The organism is Telluribacter humicola (genome assembly GCF_017355935.1).
GTDB lineage: Bacteria > Bacteroidota > Bacteroidia > Cytophagales > Spirosomataceae > Telluribacter > Telluribacter humicola.
Window position 1 is genome coordinate 2240128 of record NZ_JAFIQT010000001.1, and the last position, 21626, is coordinate 2261753.

Annotated in this window: 16 protein-coding genes; 4 read left to right on the forward strand and 12 right to left on the reverse strand. The window is 45.5% G+C overall.

The window, feature by feature from the left end; translation table 11 throughout:
- Positions 1-19 precede the first annotated feature (19 nt).
- Positions 20-769 carry a hypothetical protein gene (locus JUB14_RS09575; protein ID WP_207505632.1) on the forward strand — a complete coding sequence of 250 codons (750 nt, stop codon included), beginning with the start codon at positions 20-22 and terminating at the stop codon, positions 767-769.
- A 247-nt stretch (positions 770-1016) separates the two neighbouring features.
- Here the strand turns inward: JUB14_RS09575 and JUB14_RS09580 are convergent, their stop codons facing one another.
- Positions 1017-1313 carry a hypothetical protein gene (locus tag JUB14_RS09580; protein WP_207505633.1) on the reverse strand — a complete coding sequence of 99 codons (297 nt, stop codon included), beginning with the start codon at positions 1311-1313 and terminating at the stop codon, positions 1017-1019.
- 265 nt (positions 1314-1578) lie between these two features.
- Between JUB14_RS09580 and JUB14_RS09585 the strand changes: the two genes are divergently transcribed.
- On the forward strand, positions 1579-1815 hold the full coding sequence (locus JUB14_RS09585; protein WP_207505634.1) for a hypothetical protein: 237 nt from the start codon (positions 1579-1581) through the stop codon (positions 1813-1815).
- A gap of 364 nt (positions 1816-2179) precedes the next feature.
- Here the strand turns inward: JUB14_RS09585 and JUB14_RS09590 are convergent, their stop codons facing one another.
- Positions 2180-2863 carry a hypothetical protein gene (locus tag JUB14_RS09590; protein ID WP_207505635.1) on the reverse strand — a complete coding sequence of 228 codons (684 nt, stop codon included), beginning with the start codon at positions 2861-2863 and terminating at the stop codon, positions 2180-2182.
- A 341-nt stretch (positions 2864-3204) separates the two neighbouring features.
- Between JUB14_RS09590 and JUB14_RS09595 the strand changes: the two genes are divergently transcribed.
- Positions 3205-4713 carry a malate:quinone oxidoreductase gene (locus tag JUB14_RS09595; protein WP_207505636.1) on the forward strand — a complete coding sequence of 503 codons (1509 nt, stop codon included), beginning with the start codon at positions 3205-3207 and terminating at the stop codon, positions 4711-4713.
- Positions 4714-4874: 161 nt separating this feature from the next.
- Here the strand turns inward: JUB14_RS09595 and JUB14_RS09600 are convergent, their stop codons facing one another.
- The 10 genes from JUB14_RS09600 to JUB14_RS09645 form a co-directional block, all read right to left on the reverse strand.
- The gene (locus tag JUB14_RS09600) at positions 4875-6128 is read right to left on the reverse strand and encodes an SBBP repeat-containing protein (protein WP_207505637.1); all 1254 of its coding nucleotides are present in this window, start codon (positions 6126-6128) and stop codon (positions 4875-4877) included.
- Positions 6129-6603: 475 nt separating this feature from the next.
- On the reverse strand, positions 6604-8004 hold the full coding sequence (locus JUB14_RS09605; protein ID WP_207505638.1) for an SBBP repeat-containing protein: 1401 nt from the start codon (positions 8002-8004) through the stop codon (positions 6604-6606).
- A gap of 113 nt (positions 8005-8117) precedes the next feature.
- Positions 8118-9518 carry an SBBP repeat-containing protein gene (locus tag JUB14_RS09610; RefSeq protein ID WP_207505639.1) on the reverse strand — a complete coding sequence of 467 codons (1401 nt, stop codon included), beginning with the start codon at positions 9516-9518 and terminating at the stop codon, positions 8118-8120.
- A gap of 86 nt (positions 9519-9604) precedes the next feature.
- Complete coding sequence (locus JUB14_RS09615; protein ID WP_207505640.1) at positions 9605-10957, reverse strand: SBBP repeat-containing protein; 1353 nt, start codon at positions 10955-10957, stop codon at positions 9605-9607.
- A 92-nt stretch (positions 10958-11049) separates the two neighbouring features.
- Entirely contained in the window at positions 11050-12324 is a 1275-nt protein-coding gene (locus JUB14_RS09620) for an SBBP repeat-containing protein (protein WP_207505641.1), read from the reverse strand.
- Positions 12325-12442: 118 nt separating this feature from the next.
- The gene (locus JUB14_RS09625) at positions 12443-13825 is read right to left on the reverse strand and encodes an SBBP repeat-containing protein (RefSeq protein WP_207505642.1); all 1383 of its coding nucleotides are present in this window, start codon (positions 13823-13825) and stop codon (positions 12443-12445) included.
- A 114-nt stretch (positions 13826-13939) separates the two neighbouring features.
- Complete coding sequence (locus JUB14_RS09630; protein ID WP_207505643.1) at positions 13940-15397, reverse strand: SBBP repeat-containing protein; 1458 nt, start codon at positions 15395-15397, stop codon at positions 13940-13942.
- Positions 15398-15471: 74 nt separating this feature from the next.
- On the reverse strand, positions 15472-16845 hold the full coding sequence (locus JUB14_RS09635) for an SBBP repeat-containing protein (protein ID WP_207505644.1): 1374 nt from the start codon (positions 16843-16845) through the stop codon (positions 15472-15474).
- A 123-nt stretch (positions 16846-16968) separates the two neighbouring features.
- Positions 16969-18297, reverse strand: coding sequence for an SBBP repeat-containing protein (locus JUB14_RS09640; RefSeq protein ID WP_207505645.1), 1329 nt, complete (start codon positions 18295-18297; stop codon positions 16969-16971).
- 525 nt (positions 18298-18822) lie between these two features.
- The gene (locus JUB14_RS09645; protein WP_207505646.1) at positions 18823-19704 is read right to left on the reverse strand and encodes a hypothetical protein; all 882 of its coding nucleotides are present in this window, start codon (positions 19702-19704) and stop codon (positions 18823-18825) included.
- A 575-nt stretch (positions 19705-20279) separates the two neighbouring features.
- Here JUB14_RS09645 and JUB14_RS09650 point away from each other — a divergent pair.
- Positions 20280-21305, forward strand: a complete 1026-nt coding sequence (locus JUB14_RS09650; protein ID WP_207505647.1) for a nucleoside hydrolase — start codon at positions 20280-20282, stop codon at positions 21303-21305.
- The last annotated feature ends 321 nt before the right edge of the window (positions 21306-21626 follow it).

Genomic DNA, 21626 nt, shown 5'->3' on the forward strand with positions numbered 1-21626 from the left:
TGTACAAAAAAAAGCTCTTATGAAGCGTATTTTTCTGAGCCTTCTGCTGTTATCATCTTCCGCAGCCTGGGCACAAACATCCACCACTATGTCCAATACCACCAAGGATTGGATTAGCTCCAACGGTATGTCGTTACACCCCGCGGGAGTAATTTGGGCGGTGGCTTCTTCCTCAAAAGGAGAGGTGCTTGGCGAAACCTATCACGATTCCGTGTGGGCCAAGGGCAACATCAAGTTTTACAAAAGCATTCAGCCGGTAGGAGGGGAGCCTGTCGATAGTATCCTGGGGCTGGCCCTGCGCTATAATGTCCATTTCAATGAGCTGGAAGTAATGCTTAATTCGTATAAGGATATCAAATCCATCGAAGGAGCCCGTATCAAAAACTTCTCCCTTGAGAAAGATGGCCGTTCGGTACTTTTTGTCAATACACAGGAATTTAAATCCGAAAAGCCCACAAAGGGATTTTATGAGGTACTGGTGCCGGGCAAGGTACAGTTGCTCCATAACCAGCGCACCACAGTACGGAAGCCTACCTATAACGCTGCCCTTGACGTTGGAGATAAAAACGAACGCATTGCCCTGAACAGTGACTACTATGTACTGCGTGGAGGTACGATCAATAAGCTGAACCTGAACAAAAAGGGGCTACTGCAAGCCATGGGAGATCAGTCTGAGGAAATGAGTAGCTTCTTAAAAGCCAATGAACTGGACCTTAAAAATAGGGCTGACCTGATCCGGGTTTTTGAGTACTACAACAGCAAATTATGATCTTATGATAAACGAGGTTGAATAGTAAACAGTTGAGAAAATCTATGGGGAGCTATTCATACATTTATTATAAAAATCAAATTTTATTTTGTGAACGGTATGTATATATGATTTACACATCTTATTTTTGACACAAATAGTGTGTGTATAGTGTCAGACACCTGGTAGGAGCTTTCCGGCCAGGTGTTTTTTTATGGTCAACTACCTTACTACAAGTCTGGTTAGAGATGTAGGTTGGGTGTTCTGCTCAATACGCTAGCATCTCGTGATGTTCCGGTACCGCCTTTGACAGTCTTTTTAGTTGTTGCATTATGAGAGCACATTGCTCGTACTCTTCTTTTGTTTCAAAAAATTTGATCACCTCCTCAACGAACGGGACTCCAAAGAAAAGCGCCATTGTATAGTAGTCGGCCTGGTATAGATAAATAGCAATGGTGCCGATCTGATTATTGATAACTCTGAATTGTAAAGAATGGGCTACTTCTGAATTGAAGTATTCTACGAGTTCTTCGGCCAGAGCAAAAGAATTGTTGAAGTTGTTCATCAGGATGATAGAGGGTATAGTGTATGCGTAGAGGTAAATGTAGTTACAAAAAGCGAAACAGAGTAGCTTTAATAAAAATTTAATCTTGATTATAAATAGAGAGCCAATGACCTATCCTGCGTGTGAAGTTGCTGACTTAAAAAGGGGTGGTCTGGTACAATTTTTAAGACGTATAGTTGAATAAAGGTCAGACATTGCCTGAATAACAGGTGCTGAATTTGACCAGCGAATGAGGAGATTGATTTTTCAACTAAACCGAAGTACAATGGAACTACTCATAAAAGACCCACATAACGACGCCGAACTAAGACTGTCAGTTGAACCCGAAGACTACAATGGTGAGCAGGGGGTTCGAATAGTATATCCCAATAAAGATTCGTTTGTGATGGTACAAAAAGATGGCGATTGGGAAGTAGTAGATGAGGATTTTGTCAATCCCGAATTGATTGAAGTGATAGGAAAAGCTTTACAACCCCGCGCCAGATATAATTCACTTTCCTGAGGGAGGTTGTACCCATACTACTAGTATGATTCAAAGTCAATAACCAATGGTTTAGATCATATAACCAGCCCCGCACAGGAGCTCTCTTGCGCGGGGCTGGTTAGTAAGGGACAACTTCTAAATACGTTTTTTATACCCGCATTAGGCCAGTAGCAAATTACAGCCTTCCCGAATATAGGTTTATCAGCAGAATGCTTAGAAAATGCAGCAGCTATTCCTGAATATACTAGCTTAGGAAGGATTCCCACGATGAGAAAATTATTACGCAGGCAGAACTACCCACAACAATTCGTATCCTTTCCAAAGCCGTTGATAAATAAATCTATTAGTAGGTAACTACAGATACAATAGACTATGTATCTGCTCAGGCCAGGCGAATGGCACCGCTGGCGGGTACCCGGTGTTTATCAACCCAGTATGCCCACAGGACCAGGATCCACTGCAGTTGCCCGGCCCATGCAATATCCATAACATTAGTAGGAGGCGGACCAAAAAGATTACCCAGGTGGATAAGGGCCAGAAACCCAACCAGTGACCAGAAGCCAATGCTGCCCACCTTGTCCAGTGCAGTGGTACTGCGTACATACAAGACCACTCCGGTAATGAACAGTATACTCTCTACGGCCACGCTACCTGCCAGTGAGTTCCACAAGCCTAGCCCTACCATAGGAGAGTCACCGGGGTACAGCGGCAGGTCAGGACGGTGCATGATGACATCCAGCAACCAGTGACTCAGCACACAGAACCCAATAATTAGAGCATCCTGTATGGCTCCTTCCCTTTTTCTTCTGATAATCCAGTACAGGACTCCTGCCAACAGGCTCCAGCCCAGCACCACCAGCAGACTATGGGAGATGGGGTAGTGGGTAAAGTCAAGGGGGGTAACCTCAGTAATACCAGGTTGGATGGTTACCTCTTCCAGCCCCAGGAGCAGAAAAGTCGGCCAGAGCAGATCGAGTAGCTGAGAGGCCAGAAACAGAGTACCCAGCGAAATGGCAGGCCGGACTGACTTGGCTCCGAAACCTACCCCAAAATGTCCAATAAACATAGCGCGTAAAGATTATGAGGATTAATAGATTATGACAGGTATTAGAATGGTATCAGACCGTAAAACTGATAGTCAAAGGTACAGGGGGGAGATTAGTAAAATCCAATAAAATTGGATGAAATGGCTAGAAAAAAGGAAGAAACCTACAATTTAAATGATGAAGCAAACTAACTACTTAGGAAGTAGTGTCGGGTATTCTATAATTATATTCCTTTGCACCAAATATCAGTCAGAAGCTCCCTTTGGGAACAGGATTTGTAATGTGATAACGGTAGCTGGCCTGAACCTTTAGGTAGCTCATAAGTTTGAATGAGATAGACAATTGTTAAATATACAATAGAATGACAGCCCAAAGTAAATCCATAAAAGGTACAAATCCCGATGTGGTTTTGATCGGTGCGGGAATCATGAGTGCTACTCTTGGTATGCTACTTAAAGAGTTACAGCCTGATCTGACCATTGAGATTATTGAAAGACTTGACGTAGCCGCCGCTGAGAGTTCCGATGCCTGGAACAATGCCGGCACCGGCCACGCGGCTTTCTGCGAACTTAACTATACACCCCAGCGTGCTGATGGGTCCGTTGATACCTCCAAAGCGGTCAAGATCGCAGAGTCGTTTGAGGTGTCACGGCAATTCTGGGCCTATCTTATTCAGAAGGAGCTCGTGCAGTTGCCCGATTCATTTATCCGGAGACTGCCCCACATGAGTTTTGTATGGGGGGATGAAAACGTAGATTATCTGAGGAAGCGGTACGAAGCCATGCGGGAGTGCCACTTGTTTGAAGATATGGAGTACTCGGAAGATCCCCGTCAGCTCAAAGAGTGGATGCCCCTGGTGATGGAAGGACGTGACCCCAACCAGAAGGTTGCTGCTACCTATATGCCTATCGGTACCGACGTAAACTTCGGAGCCCTGACCCGCAGTATGTTTGAAAGTCTGCAGCAGATGGAAGGAGTAACCCTGCACTTCGACCAGGAGGTAAATGACCTGGATCGCAATAAGAATGGCTGGGAAATACGTGTTAAGGATACAAGGACGGATAAGAAAAGAAAGATACGGGCCAAGTTCGTGTTTATCGGTGCGGGTGGTGGCTCATTGCCGCTGCTGCTGAAATCCGGTATCCCCGAAGGAAAAGGTTTCGGTGGATTCCCGGTAAGTGGTCAGTGGCTACGTTGTACCAATCCGGAGGTGATCAATCGTCACCATGCCAAAGTATACGGTAAAGCTTCGGTAGGCTCACCACCGATGTCGGTACCTCACCTGGATACCCGCATGATCAAAGGAAAGCAGGAGCTGTTGTTTGGCCCTTACGCGGGCTTTACGACCAAGTTCCTCAAGCAGGGCTCGTACTTTGACCTGCCGCTTTCGGTGAAGCTGCAGAACATCCGCCCCATGATCTCGGCGGGTCTGCACAATATTCCCCTTACCCGGTATCTCATTGACCAGGTACGCCAGTCGCCCGAAGACAAGTTTGAGGCCCTGAAAGAGTACTTCCCCGAAGCCCGCATGGAGGACTGGGAACTGGAAGTAGCCGGAAAACGGGTACAGGTAATCAAGAAGGATCAGAAAGGCGGTGGTGTACTGGAGTTTGGTACCGAGGTAGTAAGCGCCGCCGATGGTAGCATTGCAGCCCTGTTAGGTGCCTCACCGGGTGCCTCTACGGCCGTGTCCATCATGCTGACCCTGCTGGAGCGTTGCTTCCCCAATCAGCTCCAGTCGGAGGCCTGGCAGCAAAAGCTCAGAGACATGATACCGTCCCACGGAAAGTCTCTAGCCAAAGATGCCCAGCTCTGCCGCGAAATACGTGACTACACCAGCGAAGTACTCGGCCTGGAAATGGTAGGGTAGTGGCTAGTTTAAGTTTAGTTTATAAACACAGAGAGCCTGTCAGTTGCTGACAGGCTCTCTGTGTTTATGGAGATCAAAGCTTAGTGCTTTTGTTTAGCTACAAAAATATCATTCGAACGGGATATAAGGGTAGTTGTTCCGAAAGTAGCCTAGCCTGTACCTTACTCTTTGTACGTAGCAACAAAATTATCTGTTTGTCCCGCGGAGGTCAGGTTGGTGCCTGCTATAGTGGGAGTACCTTCGAAGGTACCCAGGAGGTGGATGATGCCGCCTTTACCCAGCACAATCTTTCTAACTGCTTCATTCTGGAGACCTCCTTCGCGTATTACCCATTTCAGAGAGCCGTTTTTATCATACTTTGCTATCATCACATCGGTACCTCCACTGGAAGTAAGCGTTTGTCCCTCAATAGTTTTGGTACCACTAAAAGTAGCAGCTAAATAGAAATCTCCATTTAAACTAACAACTATATCACTTACGGTAGACGTTTCCTTGTGCCATTCTATCCCTCCATTACTGTTTAGTTTTGTAGTTACAGCTCCGGTCTGAACATAGCTGTTACCAGCGCCATCTACTCCTATATGCCTCCCCTCTCCCCAATTAGCCTGGCGTACCGCGTCTATCCACTGCTGTGTACCGTCGGGAGTATATTTTACTGCAAAGGAGGTATATCCATTAACATCTATACCCTCGAACGTAGGGCCTGAAGCAGTAAAGCCGGACATAAATACGTTACCTGCCTGATCAAGGGCTAATCCAAAGCCAAAATCCGCACTGTTTCCTCCTAGCTGCTTGACCCATTGTAGGGTACCTTCTTTGGTCACCTTGAGCAGAAAGATATCCTCTCTGCCTCCCAATTTTACATCCGGTGATTTTGAAGTTAGCTCAGTTGAACCAAAGTTGACAGTGCCAGAAAACCAGCCGGTCATATAGGTGTTTCCAGCCTCATCAGTAACAATATTAACTGGGAGCAAACTGCCAGAACCTGTTTTAGATAGAATCCACCGGAAAGTGCCGTCCTTGGTATAGCTAGCGAGGTACACCGCACCCTCCCCGGATTGTCCAAAGTCATCCCTACTACCTAAGTTCCCGTGGGCTATATAAATAGTACCTGTCGCATCTACAGCCACCAACTTGTTTGAAGGATCAGCAATTTGTTTCAGATCATTCTTCCATTGTATCACTCCGCTATTGGTATATTTTGCAATGAAATGTCCATCCTGATTTCCCATCATTAACAGATCGCCCTGCGGGTCCCGTGCAAGGCTGTATATATCATCAGATCCTGTCCCCCCTGTTCGCCAAGCTCCTAATGCTTGAGGTAAAGTGGAGGGGGATGGCTCTAATTCGTGATCCTGACAGCCCGTCAGTAGTGATACAGTTAAAAGGGTTGTCAGAATAGTGATTTTTTTCATGTTGGATAGGTGTATTATATTGAACTCAATTTTTACTGTTTTTTAATTTCGGGACATACTCATCAATCAGAGCGGATAGTCATTAAAAAATATCCATCTACAAGTACCACTTATAAATGGATATACTAAATCAGGAGCCTGATGCTTTGAATCATAGATTCGGAAAAGACTAGTTAGTGAGTTGTATAGTAACTCATCAGGTAGTGGTTGAGCTGTGAGAAGGCAAATGTGCATCATTTAGCCCTGAGGAGCAAAATTTATACAATAACTTTTTATTAAATTTATTCAACGGTATCTCTTTGGATCGCATCCTAATAGAAGGTTCCTGGCCAAAGATGCCCAGCTCTGCCGCGAAATACGCAACTACACCAGCGAAGTACTCGGTTTGGAAATGGTAGGGTAGTATAATTATATATTAATACACAGAGAGCCTGTCAGTTACTGACAGGCTCTCTGTGTATATGGAGATCAAAGATTAGTGCTTGTATTTAGCAACGAAAATGTCATTAGAATGGGAGGTAAGCGTAGTTGTTCCGAATGTAGCACTACCAAGAAATGATCCGGTCACCGTCATATTTCCTAGTGCATCAACAGCAATGCCATGACCTTCATCAATGCCACCCGTTGCTCCCGCTTTCTCCGCCCAAACGAAAGTCCCAGTAGAAGTATATTTCATGATAAAAATATCTCTATCGAAAAGTCCTCCAGTAGTAAGCGTTGTAGTTCCAAAAGTTGCGACATCAGAATAAGTCCCGGTAACATATACATAGCCATTATCATCTGCAGAAATACTAAATCCAAGATCAAAACCTGTTCCTCCTCCTCTTCTTGCCCACAGGACTTCTCCATTACTGCTATATTTGGTTAAAAAGACGTCCATCCATCTTGTGCCAGAAAGCACATGTGTACCAAATGTGGCAGTATCAGTAAAGGATCCAGTTAAATATACATCACCATTTTTATCCGTAACAATACTACCCCCGTCATCGTGTTGAGGGCCTCCCGCTTTCTGTACCCACTGAAGTTGACCATGTTGATTATATTTAGCAATAAAAATGTCAGCAAGACCACTTGAAGTGAGAGTAGTTGTATTAAAGATAGCTCTCCCATTGAATAATCCAGTTACATATACATTTCCGCTTTTATCTACTACTATTCCATTACCTTGATCAATTTCACCAAAGCTTCCTATGATACTTGTGGCTTTTTGGACCCACTGCCCCTCTCCATTTGTATTATATTTGGCAATAAAAATATCACTTACGTCACTGGAAGTAAGTGTAGTTGCGCCAACAACTATTTTTTCATCGAAATTACCTGTCACATATACATTACCACTTTCATCGACTGTAATACTACGCCCGAAATCATTGCCTGCACCTCCTATTTGCTGAACCCATTGTACCTCTCCACTGCTACTATATTTGACTATGAATGCATCATAGACAGTAGCAATATGATTTGAGCCATTGGAAACAATTGTAGTGGAGCCAAATGTAGCCGAATGCTGAAAGCGTCCAGTAACATATACATTACCCTGAATATCTACAGCAATAGCTTGTCCATTGTCGGAACCTGATCCTCCTCCATTTTTGGCCCACTCTACTTCGCCGTTGCTATTATATTTAACAACAAACATATCATTATATCCACTGCCAGAAAGTGTAGTTGTTCCGAAATTTGCCTTGTCATAGAAGAATCCAGTTACATATGTGTTGCCGTTTTTGTCCACAGCTACTCCCAAACCTTCGTCATGACCAGAGCCACCTTCACTCCATGCCATTACATCTTCGGGTAGAGGTTCCAGATTATGATCCTGACAGCCTGTTACAAAGGCTATCAAGAGTGAAGTTAGTAGAATAGCTATTCTTTTCATGATGTAGTTGTGTAAGTGTGAATATATTGATTTGGATATGAATTTTTTAAGTGTGATCTGTTTTGACAGAAAAAGCCAGGCAGTTATTGGTTGAGATAGCTGCCGGGTTAATATTATTCTTTATAGCGGGCTAAGAAGATGTCAGTATCACCGGCTGCGGTAAGTGTTCTACCGGCTAGTGTGGTACTATTAGAATAATACCCTATAACAAATAAATATCCGGCAGGACTCAGCGCTAATCCATGCGCAACATCTTCCTTTGTACCTCCGTCCCTAAGCGACCACTGAACTTGGCCGTCTCTATTATACTTGGTTATAAATATATCTCTTTCACCATTAGAGGCTAAAGCGTGTCCTCCTATGGTTATTGAGTTTAAAAACGATCCAGTCACAAATACATCACTATTCTTATTTACGGCCACTCCGTAAGCAAAGCCAAGGAATTCACCAATTTTTTTTGTCCAAACGAAGGTGCCACTGCCAGTTATTTTTGTAATGTATGTAGCCCCGGAAGAAGCTGATAAGGCAGTTTCCCCAAACGCCACTGTTTCTCCACCTACTGCTCCCGCTACGTAAATATTCTTGTCCTCATCAATAGTTATACTTTGCCCATACGTACCGGTACTTCCTTGAGTTGTTTTTACCCACTGGGCAACCCCATTGTTATCGTATTTTGCAATGAAGACTTCATCCAAACCAAGATTAGAAGTAATAGTTATATTACCAAAAGACACTCCACCAAAGCCTGAGGTAGCTACTTTACCTGTTACATATACATTACCGTCAATATCTATGGCTATATCATTTCCGGTATCCCAATGTATTCCCCCAGCACTTTGTGCCCACTGAAATATACCATCAGGGTTAAGCTTGGCTACGAAGATCTCTGTATTATTGATATAGCGGGTTCCTTGGGAGTTGTTTAGATTGAAGTTGCCAAAAGTTACTGTATTATCGAAAGTACCTGTGATAAATACATTACCAACGCCATCTACGGCTATACCAGAGCCATATTCATTTATCTCTCCAGTACCTCTTTGCACCCATAAAATACTACCGTTGCCATCCAGCTTAAGAATAAATACATCAGTAATAATGGATGTAAAAGTTGTTTCTCCGAATGTGGATGTACCAACAAATGTTCCAATGATATATACATTGCCATTACCATCAACTGCTATATCATTTCCCTGATCATTATTAGTCCCCCCGGCTTTGAATGCCCATAAAACATCGCCATTGCTGCTGTATTTGACAATAAATACGTCACTACTGCCGGTAGATGTAAGCGTTATAGAGCCAAAGGTAACTGTGCCGGTGAAGGAGCCTGTGGCATACACATTCCCGCTATTGTCTACCGTTGTGGCATATCCTCGATCTTCTGTTGGTCCGCCTGTGCTCCAGGCAGTCTCTTCCAATGGTGGATTGTTTGGATCTGGTTCAAAAACGTGATCCTGGCAGCCTGTTACAAAGGCTATGAGTAGTGAGGTTAGTAGAATTGCAGCTTGTTTCATGGTATGGATAAGGAAATTGAATATGAGAATAGTTCGAAACTAAAACCAGGTGGCTGTCGCTGTACGCTTCAGCCACCTGGTTTTCCTTACTGATTAAAGGATGCTACATAAATATCCGGCTGGCCGGCAGAGGTGAGGGTAGTGGAGCCAAAAAGTGCTGTGTTGGTAAATGATCCTGTTGCAAGGACCTTGTGGTTGCTTCCTGCCACAATGCTTAACCCCCGGTCGGCTCCGGGGCCTCCTAGCTTTTGAGCCCATTGAAAATCACCCTGGTTGGTGTATTTAGCAATGGCGACATCCGTACCGCCGCTGGAGGTAAAAGAGGTGGTGCCAAAAGTAGCTGTGCCATTAAAATCTCCGATGAGATACACATGACCGATGGGATCTACGGCTATGTCATTTCCGCCATCGGGCTGGTTGCCACCGGCTCGCTTGGCCCATTGAAAGGTACCATTTGTGTCGTACTTAGTAAGAAAGATGTCTCCTGCACCTTCGGAAGTAAGGGTAGTAGTGCCAAAGGTGATCATACCGGAGAATACTCCCGTAATAAATACGTTGCCGTCTCCATCTACAGCAATTCCATAGGCCTCGTCTTTACTGGTTAGCCCCGCCCATTGCGACCACTGATGGTCTCCCTGACTATTGTATTTGGTGATGAATACATCAAAATTATTTAGGAAGTTCTGGAAGTAGCCGGTAATATAGGCATTGCCCTGCTTGTCTACAGCAAGGTCTGTACTTACTTCCAGGGAAGGAGAAAATCCAAGACTTCTTGCCCACTGGAGGTCTCCATTACTAGTGTATTTGATCAAAAAGGTATCATTTACACCCGATGCACCGTAACTGGTTGAGCCGAAAGTGCCGGTCCCTTCAAAGCTACCCGTCACGTATACGTTACCAGATTCGTCTACGGCAATACCACTAGCAATCTCTCCCGATATGCTGTTGGATGAGGGGCCACCTGTATTGCGGGCCCACTGTACTTCGCCATGGGGGTTGAATTTAAAGGTAAAAACATCATTGGCACCGCTTGACGTAAGTAGGGCTGTACCAAAGGTGATCCTGCCCCGGAAACTCCCGGTGAGGTACACATTGCCACTGGCGTCGACCGCCATGCCTCCAATACTGGATGAATTGGTAGCTGTCGGTTGCTGGACCCACAGTATATCGCCGGTGGGACTGTACTTGGCTATGAAAATAGTGACACCACCGGCTGGTGAGGTGAGGGATTTGGAGCCAAAGGTGGCCGACTGGGTGAAGTACCCTGCTACATATACGTTGCCACTATGATCGGTGGCAATATGCTCGCCCTGATCAAAGGCAGGCCCACCCGCCCGCCAAGCCATGACATCTTCAGGATGTGGTTCCAGGTTATGATCCCGGCAGCCTAATACGAAGGCTAAAAGAAGTGAGGTTAGTAGAATAGTTACTCTTTTCATGGTGTAGATGTGTTAGTGTGAATGGATAAACACGATCGGATATGACAGAAAAAGCCCAGCAGCTACTGGTTGAGGTAGCTACCGGGCTTTCATTATTCTTTATATCGGGCTATAAATAGATTTCCTCCACTTGCGGAAAAGGTTTGGCCAGCAAGGGTAGTATTGTTAAAAAATGAGCCGTATACATATATATTACCAGCAGGACTTAGAGTTATACCGTAGGCACTTTCACTGGAAGAGGTTCCATCCGTTCTAATCCATTTAAGCGTACCATCACTGGCCAGTTTAGCTATGTAGATATCTGATCCTCCACTGGATGTAAGGGTTTGTCCGAGAATGTTTACTGTACCATTAAAGTTACCGGTTATAAATACTTCGCCCTGCGCATTGGCTGCTATATCTGCGGCAGAAATTTGATGTATCCATTGGACAGTGCCGTTGCTATTGATTTTACCTATACTATAGTCTGAGTCAACATAAACATTTCCTGCATCATCCACTTCTACACTCTGCCCCCAGCCTGTTCCTAATGTCGTTATCCACTGTAAGGCGCCCTGGGGGTTGTACTTTGCAATATTTCCGGCACCATTGTCCTCTGCTATTGTTCCAGTTATGTAGAAGTTTCCCTCCTTATCTGTTGTCATATTAACGGCCACATCGATCCCGCTTTTACCAACCTGCCTGACCCATTGATACTCACCATTCGTATTAAGTCTGGCGATGAAAAAGTCATGTGTAGTTAGGCGGGGGTTATCACTGCTTCGGGGAGTCATTCTAACTCCGTTCACCATTGTAGCATTGAATCTAAAAGATCCTGCGATATAAATATTGTCAGACTGGTCTATAGCAATCGCTAATATTTCACTATCACTACTCAATGTTTCATCCAGTTTTATCCATTGAATTTCTCCTTGACTCGAGTATTTTACGACAATAAAGCCACTGCCATTAATTGTTGTCCCACCAATAGTGGCGGTATGGGTAATCTTACCCGCAGCGTATACATTGCCATGGCTGTCGACAGCTATGCGATAAAAATAATTATACCCATCACCTCCTACCTTTTGGGCCCACAATACTTCTCCTGATGAGTTGTATTTAACAAGATAGGAATTAATAAAATTAGATGATTCCGGACCAGTAAGTGTTACACTGCCAAAGGTGGCCGTATTGCTATATACACCAGCCACATATACACTTCCGTCTTTGTCGCTATAAATGTCATATGCATAAGAAATAGGGCCTCCTCCAAGCCAGGCAGTTTCGCCTAGTGGTGGATTATTTGGATCTGGCTCAAAAACGTGATCCTGGCAGCCTGATACGAGAGCCACCGTTAACGAGGTCAGTAGAAGTACGACTTTTTTCATGATGTAGATAGGAAAATATGAATAATTACATGTAAAGAATATCACTCTAAGTATGGTGGGAGATAACAGAAAAAGCCCGGAAGCTACTGCTTAAGATAGCTGCCGGACTTTTTCTGTACTACTTAAATTTAGCTACGAACACATCATTACCCCCACTGGATGTAAGGATAGTGGTGCCAAAGGTAGCGGTACCTGAGAAGTATCCGGTTGTGTACGCCATACCGTGTTCATCTACGGCAATACCTTCCCCTGAATCGTCACCGGCCCCTCCGGCCTTTTGAGTCCATTGCAGATTTCCATTGTTATCGAACTTCGCCACGAAGATATCGTCGCCACCATAATGAACCAGGTTAAGTCTAACCCATTCTCCTGCTGGTGCTCCTGGTGACGATAAATTATAATCGAGTTGTGAAACTGAAGTAGTGCCTACTATATAAACATTTCTACTTTTGTCTACTGCTATATCCAGCCCTCTATTAGTCCTACCCATACTGCCTATAACCCAAGACCACTGCACTTCTCCATTCGTATCAAGTTTAGAAACGTATATGGCATCAGGATTGAACCCACCTAGGTAATTCTCACCCGTAGTATAGATATTCCCACTCTCATCTACTGCAATAGCATACCTATATCCTCGAACACCACGTCGAGCCCAAACAAATTCTCCGGTGCTACTGTATTTGGCAATGAATTGATCATCTATCCTGGTTCCTGATCTGGGAAGTGTAGTGGTGCCAAAGTCAGCGGATCCAAAGTAGTATCCTGTTACATAAGCGTTACCGTTTTCATCTACGGCTATACTATTTCCGCTATCTGAGTTTGTTCCTCCTGCCTGCTGGACCCATAGTACGTCACCATTGCTGCTATACTTGGCAATAAATACATCCGTGTGTAAATCACCGCTGCCTCGGGAAGTAAGGGAAGTGGAGCCAAAGGTAACTGTACTATAAAAGCTACCTGTAACATAGGGGTTCCCGCTCTTATCCACGGCAACGTCTGTACCCTGATCACCACCAGTACCTCCTGCGCTTCTTACCCATTGCACCTCTCCGTTGCTGTTGTACTTGCCAATGAATATATCTGAGCTTCCAGCAGAGGTAAGCGATTGGGAACCAAAGGTAGCTGTACCTGAGATGTATCCAGTAATATAGATGTTACCCTGCTCATCTAATGCAATACTATGTCCCTGATCATCGAGAGGTCCTCCGGCTCTGTGTGCCCACAAGACTTCACCTTTGTTGTTGTACTTGACGATGAAAATATCTGATGTACCATTGGAGGTAAGGGTAGTAGAGCCAAAAGTAGCGGTACCGGTAAAGTACCCTGTAACATAGGTATTGCTGCTCTGATCTACGGCAATATCTTGTCCTGAATCTCCGGCAGGTCCTCCCGCCCGCCAGGCCATGGCGTCTTCCGGATGCGGTTCCAGATTGTGATCCTGACAGCCTGTTATAAGGGCTATGAGGACTGAGGTTAGTAGAATAGCAACTCTTTTCATGGTGTAGATGTGTAAGTGTGAATAGAGTATTGACTGAAGAATGCTTCTTCAGACATGATTGGACATTCAGAAAAAGTCCGGCTACTACTTGTAGTAGTTGCCGGACTTTTATAGCTACTTAAACTTTGCTACGAAAATGTCACTACCACCACCGGATGTAAGGGTAGTGGCACCTAAGATAGTGGTACCATTAAAGCTGCCTGTAATATATACATTACCGCTCTGGTCTACGGCAATGCTTTGGCCAGCCTCTGTATCAGTACCTCCTTCATTGCGGGCCCAGTGTACTTTGCCATCGCTGCCGTACCTGGCTATAAATACATCATCTGAGCCTTTAGAGCTAAGGGTAATTTGCGGGTCGCTTAGATTTGGTGGCACTGCGCCGAAGTAGACAGGTGTACCTCTGATATAGCCCGTAACATATATGTCGCCAGTTTCATTAACGGCAATGTCGTGCCCTCCATCATCTAGTTGATTCTCATAACCACCTCCAATATTCTGTGCCCACTGTACTTCACCACTATTATTGAACTTAGCCAGAAATGCATCAGATGTGGCTATTCCTGCCTGAAGTCTTATGGAGCCAATAAAAAATGAATCCCTAAACGACCCTACTATATATATGTTACCTGCTTTATCCACTGCGATACTGTGTGTAAAGTCTGATCTGTAACTTCCCGCACTCCTAACCCAAAGAGCTTCACCTGAACTACTGTACCTGGCCACAAACACATCTGAACTTACACTGGAAGTAATAGATGAATGAGTGACTGTACCAAAGGTAGCAGTTACTGAGAAGGTACCTGTGACATATATAGTACCACTCTCATCTACGGTGATGGCAGATCCCTGATCAGCACTGACACCCCCAGCTTTCTGAGCCCACTGTACATCGCCATTGCTGTTGTACTTGGCTATAAATATGTCAAAGTCGCCACTGGACACGAGTGAGTTAGAGCCAAAGCTGGCTGTGCTACTGAAGTACCCGGTCACGTACACAAAGCCATTCATATCCACGGCTACACCGAATCCCTGATCAAGTTCTGTTCCTCCTGTTTTCTGAGCCCAAAGTACATCGCCATTACTACTGTACTTGACCAGGAACATATCATCGTTGCCATTGGATGCAAGCGAGGTGGAGCCAAATGTGATAATATTCTCAAAGTATCCGGTTATGTATACATTGCCATTCCTATCCACGGCTATATCTCTACCTTCATCCCGGCCATTACCACCGGCCTTATGAGCCCATAGTACTTCTCCTTTGCGATCGTACTTTACGATAAAGATATCCCGGTTGCCGGTGCTGGTAAGTGTACTGTTTCCGAAAGTGGCTGTACCATGGAAGAATCCGGTAACATAGGTGTTACCGCTCATATCAACGGCAATACTGTGTCCCAGATCTTCCTCTGTTCCACCCGCCCGCCAGGCCATGACGTCCTCGTCGGGATGAGGTTCCAGATTGTGATCCTGACAGCCTGTTACAAAGGCTATGAGTAGTGAGGTCAGTAAAATAGCTCCTTTTTTCATGGTGTAGTTGTGTAAGTGTGGATGGAGTATTGGATGTTCCATGCTTCATCAAGCATGACTTGGTTAGAAAAAGAGCGCGGCTGCTACTAGTTAAAGTAGCGGCCGCGCTCTTACTATTACTTAAACTTGGCTACAAATACATCGGTATCACCACTTGAGGTAAGGGTAGTGGTACCAAAGGTAGCCGTCCCCAGGAAGCTTCCTGTTGTGTACGCCGCACCGTGTTCATCTACGGCAATTCCTGATCCATGGTCGTTACCAGACCCTCCGGCACTTCTGGCCCAGTTCAGATCTCCATTATTTTCGAACTTAGCTACAAAAATATCGTAACTGCCATAATGAATTAGGTCAATTTCAAGTCCCACTGCTGAACTTGAAATTGGAGAGATGCTGATTCGTGAACTCTCGGTTCTACCTATCAGATATACATTCCCACTTATATCTACGGCTATATCTGATCCATATTCGGTTCCACCCATTGTGCCTATGAATCTGGACCATTGCATTTCACCGTTAGTAGTATATTTAGCAAAATGTATTTCAGAATTGAACGCACCTATGTAAATAGCTCCCGTAACATAGACATTCCCACTTCCATCTACTGCGATTCCGGACCCGTAACTACCCATACCACCCTCTTGCCGGGCCCAAAGTGCCTCTCCGGTATTGCTATATTTAACAACGAATAAATTAGAATCGGTAGCTCTGGAATTTGCTACTGCAGTAAGTGTAAATGCGCCAAAGGTGGCAGTTCCTGTGAAGGTCCCTACTATATAGGCGTTACCGCTTTCATCTACGGCAACACCACCACCGCTATCGAAACTTGTTCCTCCTGCCTGCTGGGCCCATAGTACATCCCCATTGCTGTTGTACCTGGCAATGAATGCATCACTGCTACCTCGGGAGGTAAGGGAGGTGGAGCCAAAGGTGGCGGTACCAATGAAGCTGCCCGTGACGTATGGGTTACCGCTCTTATCCACGGCAATGTCAAGCCCCTGTTCACTACCACTGCCTCCTGCGCTTCTTACCCATTGTACCTCCCCATTGCTGTTGTACTTACTAATGAAGATATCTGAGCTTCCAGCAGAGGTAAGGGATTGGGGGCCAAAGGTGGCTGTACCTGTGATGTACCCTGTTACATAGATGTTTCCCTGCTCATCCATCGCAATACCATATCCCCCATCATCGAGAGGTCCTCCGGCTCTGTGTGCCCACAAGACTTCACCTTTGTTGTTGTACTTGACGATGAATATATCTGATGCACCATTGGAGGTAAGGGTAGTAGAGCCAAAAGTAGCGGTACCGGTAAAGTACCCTGTAACATAGGTATTGCCGCTCTGATCTACGGCAATATCTAGTCCTGCATCTGCGGTAGGGCCGCCCGCCCGCCAGGCTATGACGTCTTCAGGATGAGGTTCCAGATTATGATCCTGGCAGCCTGTCACAAAGGCTACGAGTAAAGAGGTTAGTAAGATGGTTGCTTTTTTCATGGTGTAGAAAGTGTAACTGGATGTAAAACATGGAATAAAATGCAGGATGTGGTAGTAAAGTATGCATTAACAGAAAAGCGGCAAGTCTACTTTAACTGGTAGTACACTTGCCGCTTCTAAGTATTATTGATTATATCTGACGATAAACAACTCCAAACCTCCCATAGAATTCAGAGAGGTGCCAGCCAGGGTAGTAGAGCCACTAAAGGTGCCGGTAACATACAGCGTCCCTCCGGGTCCCAGTCCCAGACGACTACCATATTCATTCTCAGTACCTCCGTCCCGTTTCATCCAGAGGAGACTGCCATTCTGGTCGAGCTTGGCCAGGAAGACATCCGTACCGCCGGTGGAGGTCAGCGAGTTGCCTTCAACGGTTAGGGTTCCTTCAAAACTTCCCGTTACGTACACATATCCATCGGCACTGGCTTTAATATCCTGAATAGTGGCATTCCCAAGCTGTTTGTTCCATTGTACTACTCCGTTGCTGTTGATCCTGGAGATGATGTTTCCCGACTTGACAAAAGAGTTACCAGCCTCATCCACCGTAATTTTATCTCCCCGCAGGGGCGAGCCCCGTCGTACTCCGATGGCCCACTGCAGGGTACCATCCGAAGCAAACCTGGTGGCGTACGAATCATTTGAAAAGTAAAACTGAATGTCGCCAAAGCGGGCGGGATGAGAGGTGGAGTAGCCCGAAGTGTATACATGACCGGAGTTATCTACTGCGACACTGTTGCCAATATCTATCTGAGCACCTCCTACTTTTCTGGCCCACAAAAAAACGCCATCGGTATTCAGCTTGGCTATAAATGCGTCTTCGCGCCCGCCTATCTTAACCTCACTGGGAGTGGCCGTAAGAGATATGTTACCGAATACTACTGTACCCTCAAAAGTCCCCGTCAGGTATAGGTTGCCGCTGGCATCTGCGTCAATATCGAAGGCCGGACTTACATTGAACACTGAATGCGGTGACTCTACCTGCTGTACCCAAATCAACTGCCCGTCGGTACTGAATTTGGCAATGAATATACCTCTACCCGTTAGGGTAGTTCCCCCAATGGTCACTGAGTTGTAAAAGCCACCGGTTGCATATACATTATTATTTCCATCTACGGCTATGCCATATACAAAGGCCGAGTTATCGGTCTCAATATTCTGCACCCACTGCACTTCGCCGGTAGCAGCATATTTTACTATGAAGGGACTCCTGCGTTGACTGGATCCGGTGATAGTAATTGATCCAAAAGTAGCCGAACCCTGAAAGCTCCCGGCGGTATATGAATTACCATTTTTGTCAATAGCAAAGTCTGCAATCTCATTGATCGGGCCTCCGGCTTTCCAGGCCATACCACCGGTAGGCGGATTGTTGGGGGTGGGTTCAAGGTTATGATCCTGGCAGGCAATCAGAAATACTAGTAACGTGGAGATCAGTAGAATCGAGACTTTATTCATAATTGTGCAGTTAAATTTATTAATGTTAAGTGTGTTGTCAGGGCCGGTAAGTTTGGAATAATGCATAGCGTGGAGCCGAAAGCTAGGTTTCTGACTTTCGGACTTGGTTACCTATACATGACAGATAGAACTATCAGAAGCCTGTTGTACGAAGTCAGACTTAGGAATAGTAAAAGGGAGGGATACTGGAAACCGGCCTGCTTTATGCCTCATACGAAGCAAGCAGGCCGGATAAGAAGCTGTAAATAAGGTAACTTATCGTTAGAAGAGCAACAGTTGCATAATATCTTTTTACTAATTTTATCCAACGGTCACTTACTTAGCTGCTGCTGCTTTTGGTTGATAATCAAAGCATTAGTGGAGGAATGTCTGTTACTAAGGCCTGCATATTCTGATTAGAATAAGCTATGGGAACCGTGAGAGAAATCTTAGCCTTATATGAATAGTATGATGCAAACACCTATAAACCGGCAAAGCCACCTGTACAGGTGGCTTTGCCGGTTTATATAACAGAGAAATTACCAGTTAGAAATTGATTGCACGGTAGGTTTCTCCATTTACAGTATACGTCAGATTTTTGAGTTGATTTGGAATGGTACCGGCCGTGAAGTTTGCCTGAGTGTCACCCCAGATCAGGTTAAATCCATAGCCACCCCGTGGAGCTCCGGTACCGACATAGCCGGGATAGGGAGCCTGGGGAGACATGATAGTGATTCTATTAGAAAGCTGAGAGAGTTTTACTCTTGTGCCATCCAGGGTCAGATACTGCGAGCCATCACGAGCTCCGGTGCCGCCATCAAACAGCCAGTTTAGGTTAGTACCTGAGTACTCAAATACTTTCCACTCTTGCCGGGTGGCGAAGTTGGTACCCAAGTAGTTGTTTTCGGAAGCGATAACGGCATAGTTGTTACCATCTGTAACCCAGATATTCAGATACGAAACCAGGCCACCATTACTCATGCCACTCACACGCTCCCAGTTTACAGTTTCAAGTTTATTGATCTGTATTCCGTCGAGAGCACTGGTTCCATAGCCAACTTTTTGGCCACCACGGGGGGTACGGGCTGTAAAGCCGTCACCTTCCGGATTTTCTGACAGCACTATATCATTGTCCCAGGGTGCAGTGATCGTACTGTTGTTGTTTCTGATGTAGAAGGTTTCAAAGTTGGTCGCCAGAAAATCACTATGCGACAGGTGGGTAGCCACGGCATTGGCATTTACTGAAATTACTTTGTATTGACCATTCTCGTCAAGATGGGCAACATTCACTTTTTCATTCACTGGTCCTTTTTTGGCTGCCTTAAGCGGACCATCTTGTGGTACAGGCAGACCAGACTCTGGTTGACAGCCCCACATGGCTATGGATACGGCTAAGGCGCAGCTTACTAGGGAAGATACTTTTAACATGAAACTAGTGGTTATGGTATGGACCTACTCGTATGGCTTTTCGGCAACGCCCCGTTTGTGTGGTGACTGGACTCCACTTTCCCAAACTTATCAGGAATAGTAGCAGTATTCTAAGAAATTCGTAGATATTTATCTAGTGGTTACTTTTACTATACCCTCAATTAGATGCTATTTGAGGGTTTTTGAGTACGAGTAAGATTATAACTTTAGTGATACAGAGCACTTTATGTGTTTCTGTGCTTAGTGCAAGGGGAGACTTTCTAGGTAAATACAGGTCAGAGTTGATAAGCGTGAAAGATCACGCCCTCACTACAACATTTTCCCTCATTGTATTTCGGGATTATACGGTTTAGATGACCTGAATTATCAGTGGGGTAGTATCTGATACATGGTTCAAGTAGTATAGAAATTTACCGGTACAGGATCATTGGGAACTGATCGATAAGTATGATATTGACAGGGGCTACACCACTTCGGTGAGTGATACTTCACCTGATTCGACTACTTTGTGTATATTTAACACATTGTTTAACTGCTCACGAGAGTGGAGTATAAAGAAAATAGACAAATACAATATGAAAAAAAATTATTACTGCCTGATTGGTTTGGTTTTACTGCTTACTCAGCCCATCTCTGCACAGGGGCAGCAGGTTGGTATGGGCAGTATGATTACGCCCCGGATGCGGGTGATCATAGACAATGATTTTAGTGGTGATCCGGATGGTTTGTTCCAACTGGCGCACCTGTTGCTGTCTCCCTCGGTGGAGGTGAGAGCTATCGTTGGTTCGCACCTGAAGGTGGGAGATGGATTTGATCCGTCTAAAGTACAGGCTGACAATGCGGCCAAAAAAGCCAGAGAGCTGGTAGAGCTGATGGGCGTTAATAGTAGCATCCCTATTATAGCCGGGTCCAATACGGGCATGACCAATGACAGTACTCCGGTAAAGAGCGAAGCGGTTAACTTCATCATTAAAGAAGCTCTACGGACCGATACTAAACAACCCTTGTACGTACTGTGTGGAGCGGGCCTTACCGAGATAGCGTCAGCTCTGCTGACATCCCCCCAGATCGCCAGCAAACTAACGGTGGTCTGGATTGGCGGGCCGGAGTATAGTGATCTGGCCTTTCCGCCACCGAATTATTCCAGTCCGGAGTACAATCTGAATATCGACATTCCGGCCGCCCGGGCCGTATTTAACCGGTCGGCGGTGCCGATGTGGCAAATGCCACGGAATGCTTACCGGCAGGCTCTGCTGCCTTATTCGCAGCTCTTACTTAAGGTGAAGCCCCACGGTAAAGTAGGTGGTTACCTGACCGAAGTAATCGAAAGCCTGATGACCCGTCTGACGAAGTATGGGCTGAATATAGGCGAGACCTACGTCATGGGTGACAGCCCGTTGGTGCAGCTCACGGCGCTACAGTCTTCGTTTGAGGCCGATCCGTCGTCCAGTGACTATGTAGTACGGATGTCTCCCCGGATCAGCGAGCGGGGCGACTATGAGTACAATCACGGGGGGCGACCAATCCGGGTGTACACCCGCCTGGACATCGACATGATGTTCAATGACTTTTTTGCGAAGCTGGAGTTGATGAACAGGTAGGTGACGAACCAGATCTACCAGCTAGCTAGGAAGCATTTGCTGATTGACTGCGTACTAGCTTAGAAGTAATAAAAGAGAGAAAGCATGTAGTTGTATAAAATGGTACTAAAAATTAATTACAGATAGGGCAAATAGCGCCTACCAGGTAGGGGTATTAATAGACTTGATCATGCGGCCGGTAGCTGATTTACGCTGGATGGAGGAACCCAGTGAGGTCAGCGGGTACGCTTCGGCTACTCCCCTTCGACCGGCTGGCGCGGTACCCGCAATCTGGTACAGGGCTTCGTTGAGCAGGGCTTAGCGGGTATCACCCAGGGGTAT

Excerpts from the sequence above, each read along its gene's own strand:
- JUB14_RS09620 (WP_207505641.1), bottom strand. The coding sequence starts at position 12,324 with ATGAAAAAAGTCGTACTTCTACTGACCTCGTTAACGGTGGCTCTCGTA.
- JUB14_RS09590 (WP_207505635.1), bottom strand. The coding sequence starts at position 2,863 with ATGTTTATTGGACATTTTGGGGTAGGTTTCGGAGCCAAGTCAGTCCGG.
- JUB14_RS09580 (WP_207505633.1), bottom strand. The coding sequence starts at position 1,313 with ATGAACAACTTCAACAATTCTTTTGCTCTGGCCGAAGAACTCGTAGAA.
- JUB14_RS09630 (WP_207505643.1), bottom strand. The coding sequence starts at position 15,397 with ATGGAACATCCAATACTCCATCCACACTTACACAACTACACCATGAAA.
- JUB14_RS09650 (WP_207505647.1), top strand. The coding sequence starts at position 20,280 with ATGAAAAAAAATTATTACTGCCTGATTGGTTTGGTTTTACTGCTTACT.
- JUB14_RS09575 (WP_207505632.1), top strand. The coding sequence starts at position 20 with ATGAAGCGTATTTTTCTGAGCCTTCTGCTGTTATCATCTTCCGCAGCC.
- JUB14_RS09585 (WP_207505634.1), top strand. The coding sequence starts at position 1,579 with ATGGAACTACTCATAAAAGACCCACATAACGACGCCGAACTAAGACTG.
- JUB14_RS09625 (WP_207505642.1), bottom strand. The coding sequence starts at position 13,825 with ATGAAAAGAGTTGCTATTCTACTAACCTCAGTCCTCATAGCCCTTATA.
- JUB14_RS09595 (WP_207505636.1), top strand. The coding sequence starts at position 3,205 with ATGACAGCCCAAAGTAAATCCATAAAAGGTACAAATCCCGATGTGGTT.
- JUB14_RS09635 (WP_207505644.1), bottom strand. The coding sequence starts at position 16,845 with ATGAAAAAAGCAACCATCTTACTAACCTCTTTACTCGTAGCCTTTGTG.
- JUB14_RS09615 (WP_207505640.1), bottom strand. The coding sequence starts at position 10,957 with ATGAAAAGAGTAACTATTCTACTAACCTCACTTCTTTTAGCCTTCGTA.
- JUB14_RS09645 (WP_207505646.1), bottom strand. The coding sequence starts at position 19,704 with ATGTTAAAAGTATCTTCCCTAGTAAGCTGCGCCTTAGCCGTATCCATA.
- JUB14_RS09605 (WP_207505638.1), bottom strand. The coding sequence starts at position 8,004 with ATGAAAAGAATAGCTATTCTACTAACTTCACTCTTGATAGCCTTTGTA.
- JUB14_RS09640 (WP_207505645.1), bottom strand. The coding sequence starts at position 18,297 with ATGAATAAAGTCTCGATTCTACTGATCTCCACGTTACTAGTATTTCTG.
- JUB14_RS09600 (WP_207505637.1), bottom strand. The coding sequence starts at position 6,128 with ATGAAAAAAATCACTATTCTGACAACCCTTTTAACTGTATCACTACTG.
- JUB14_RS09610 (WP_207505639.1), bottom strand. The coding sequence starts at position 9,518 with ATGAAACAAGCTGCAATTCTACTAACCTCACTACTCATAGCCTTTGTA.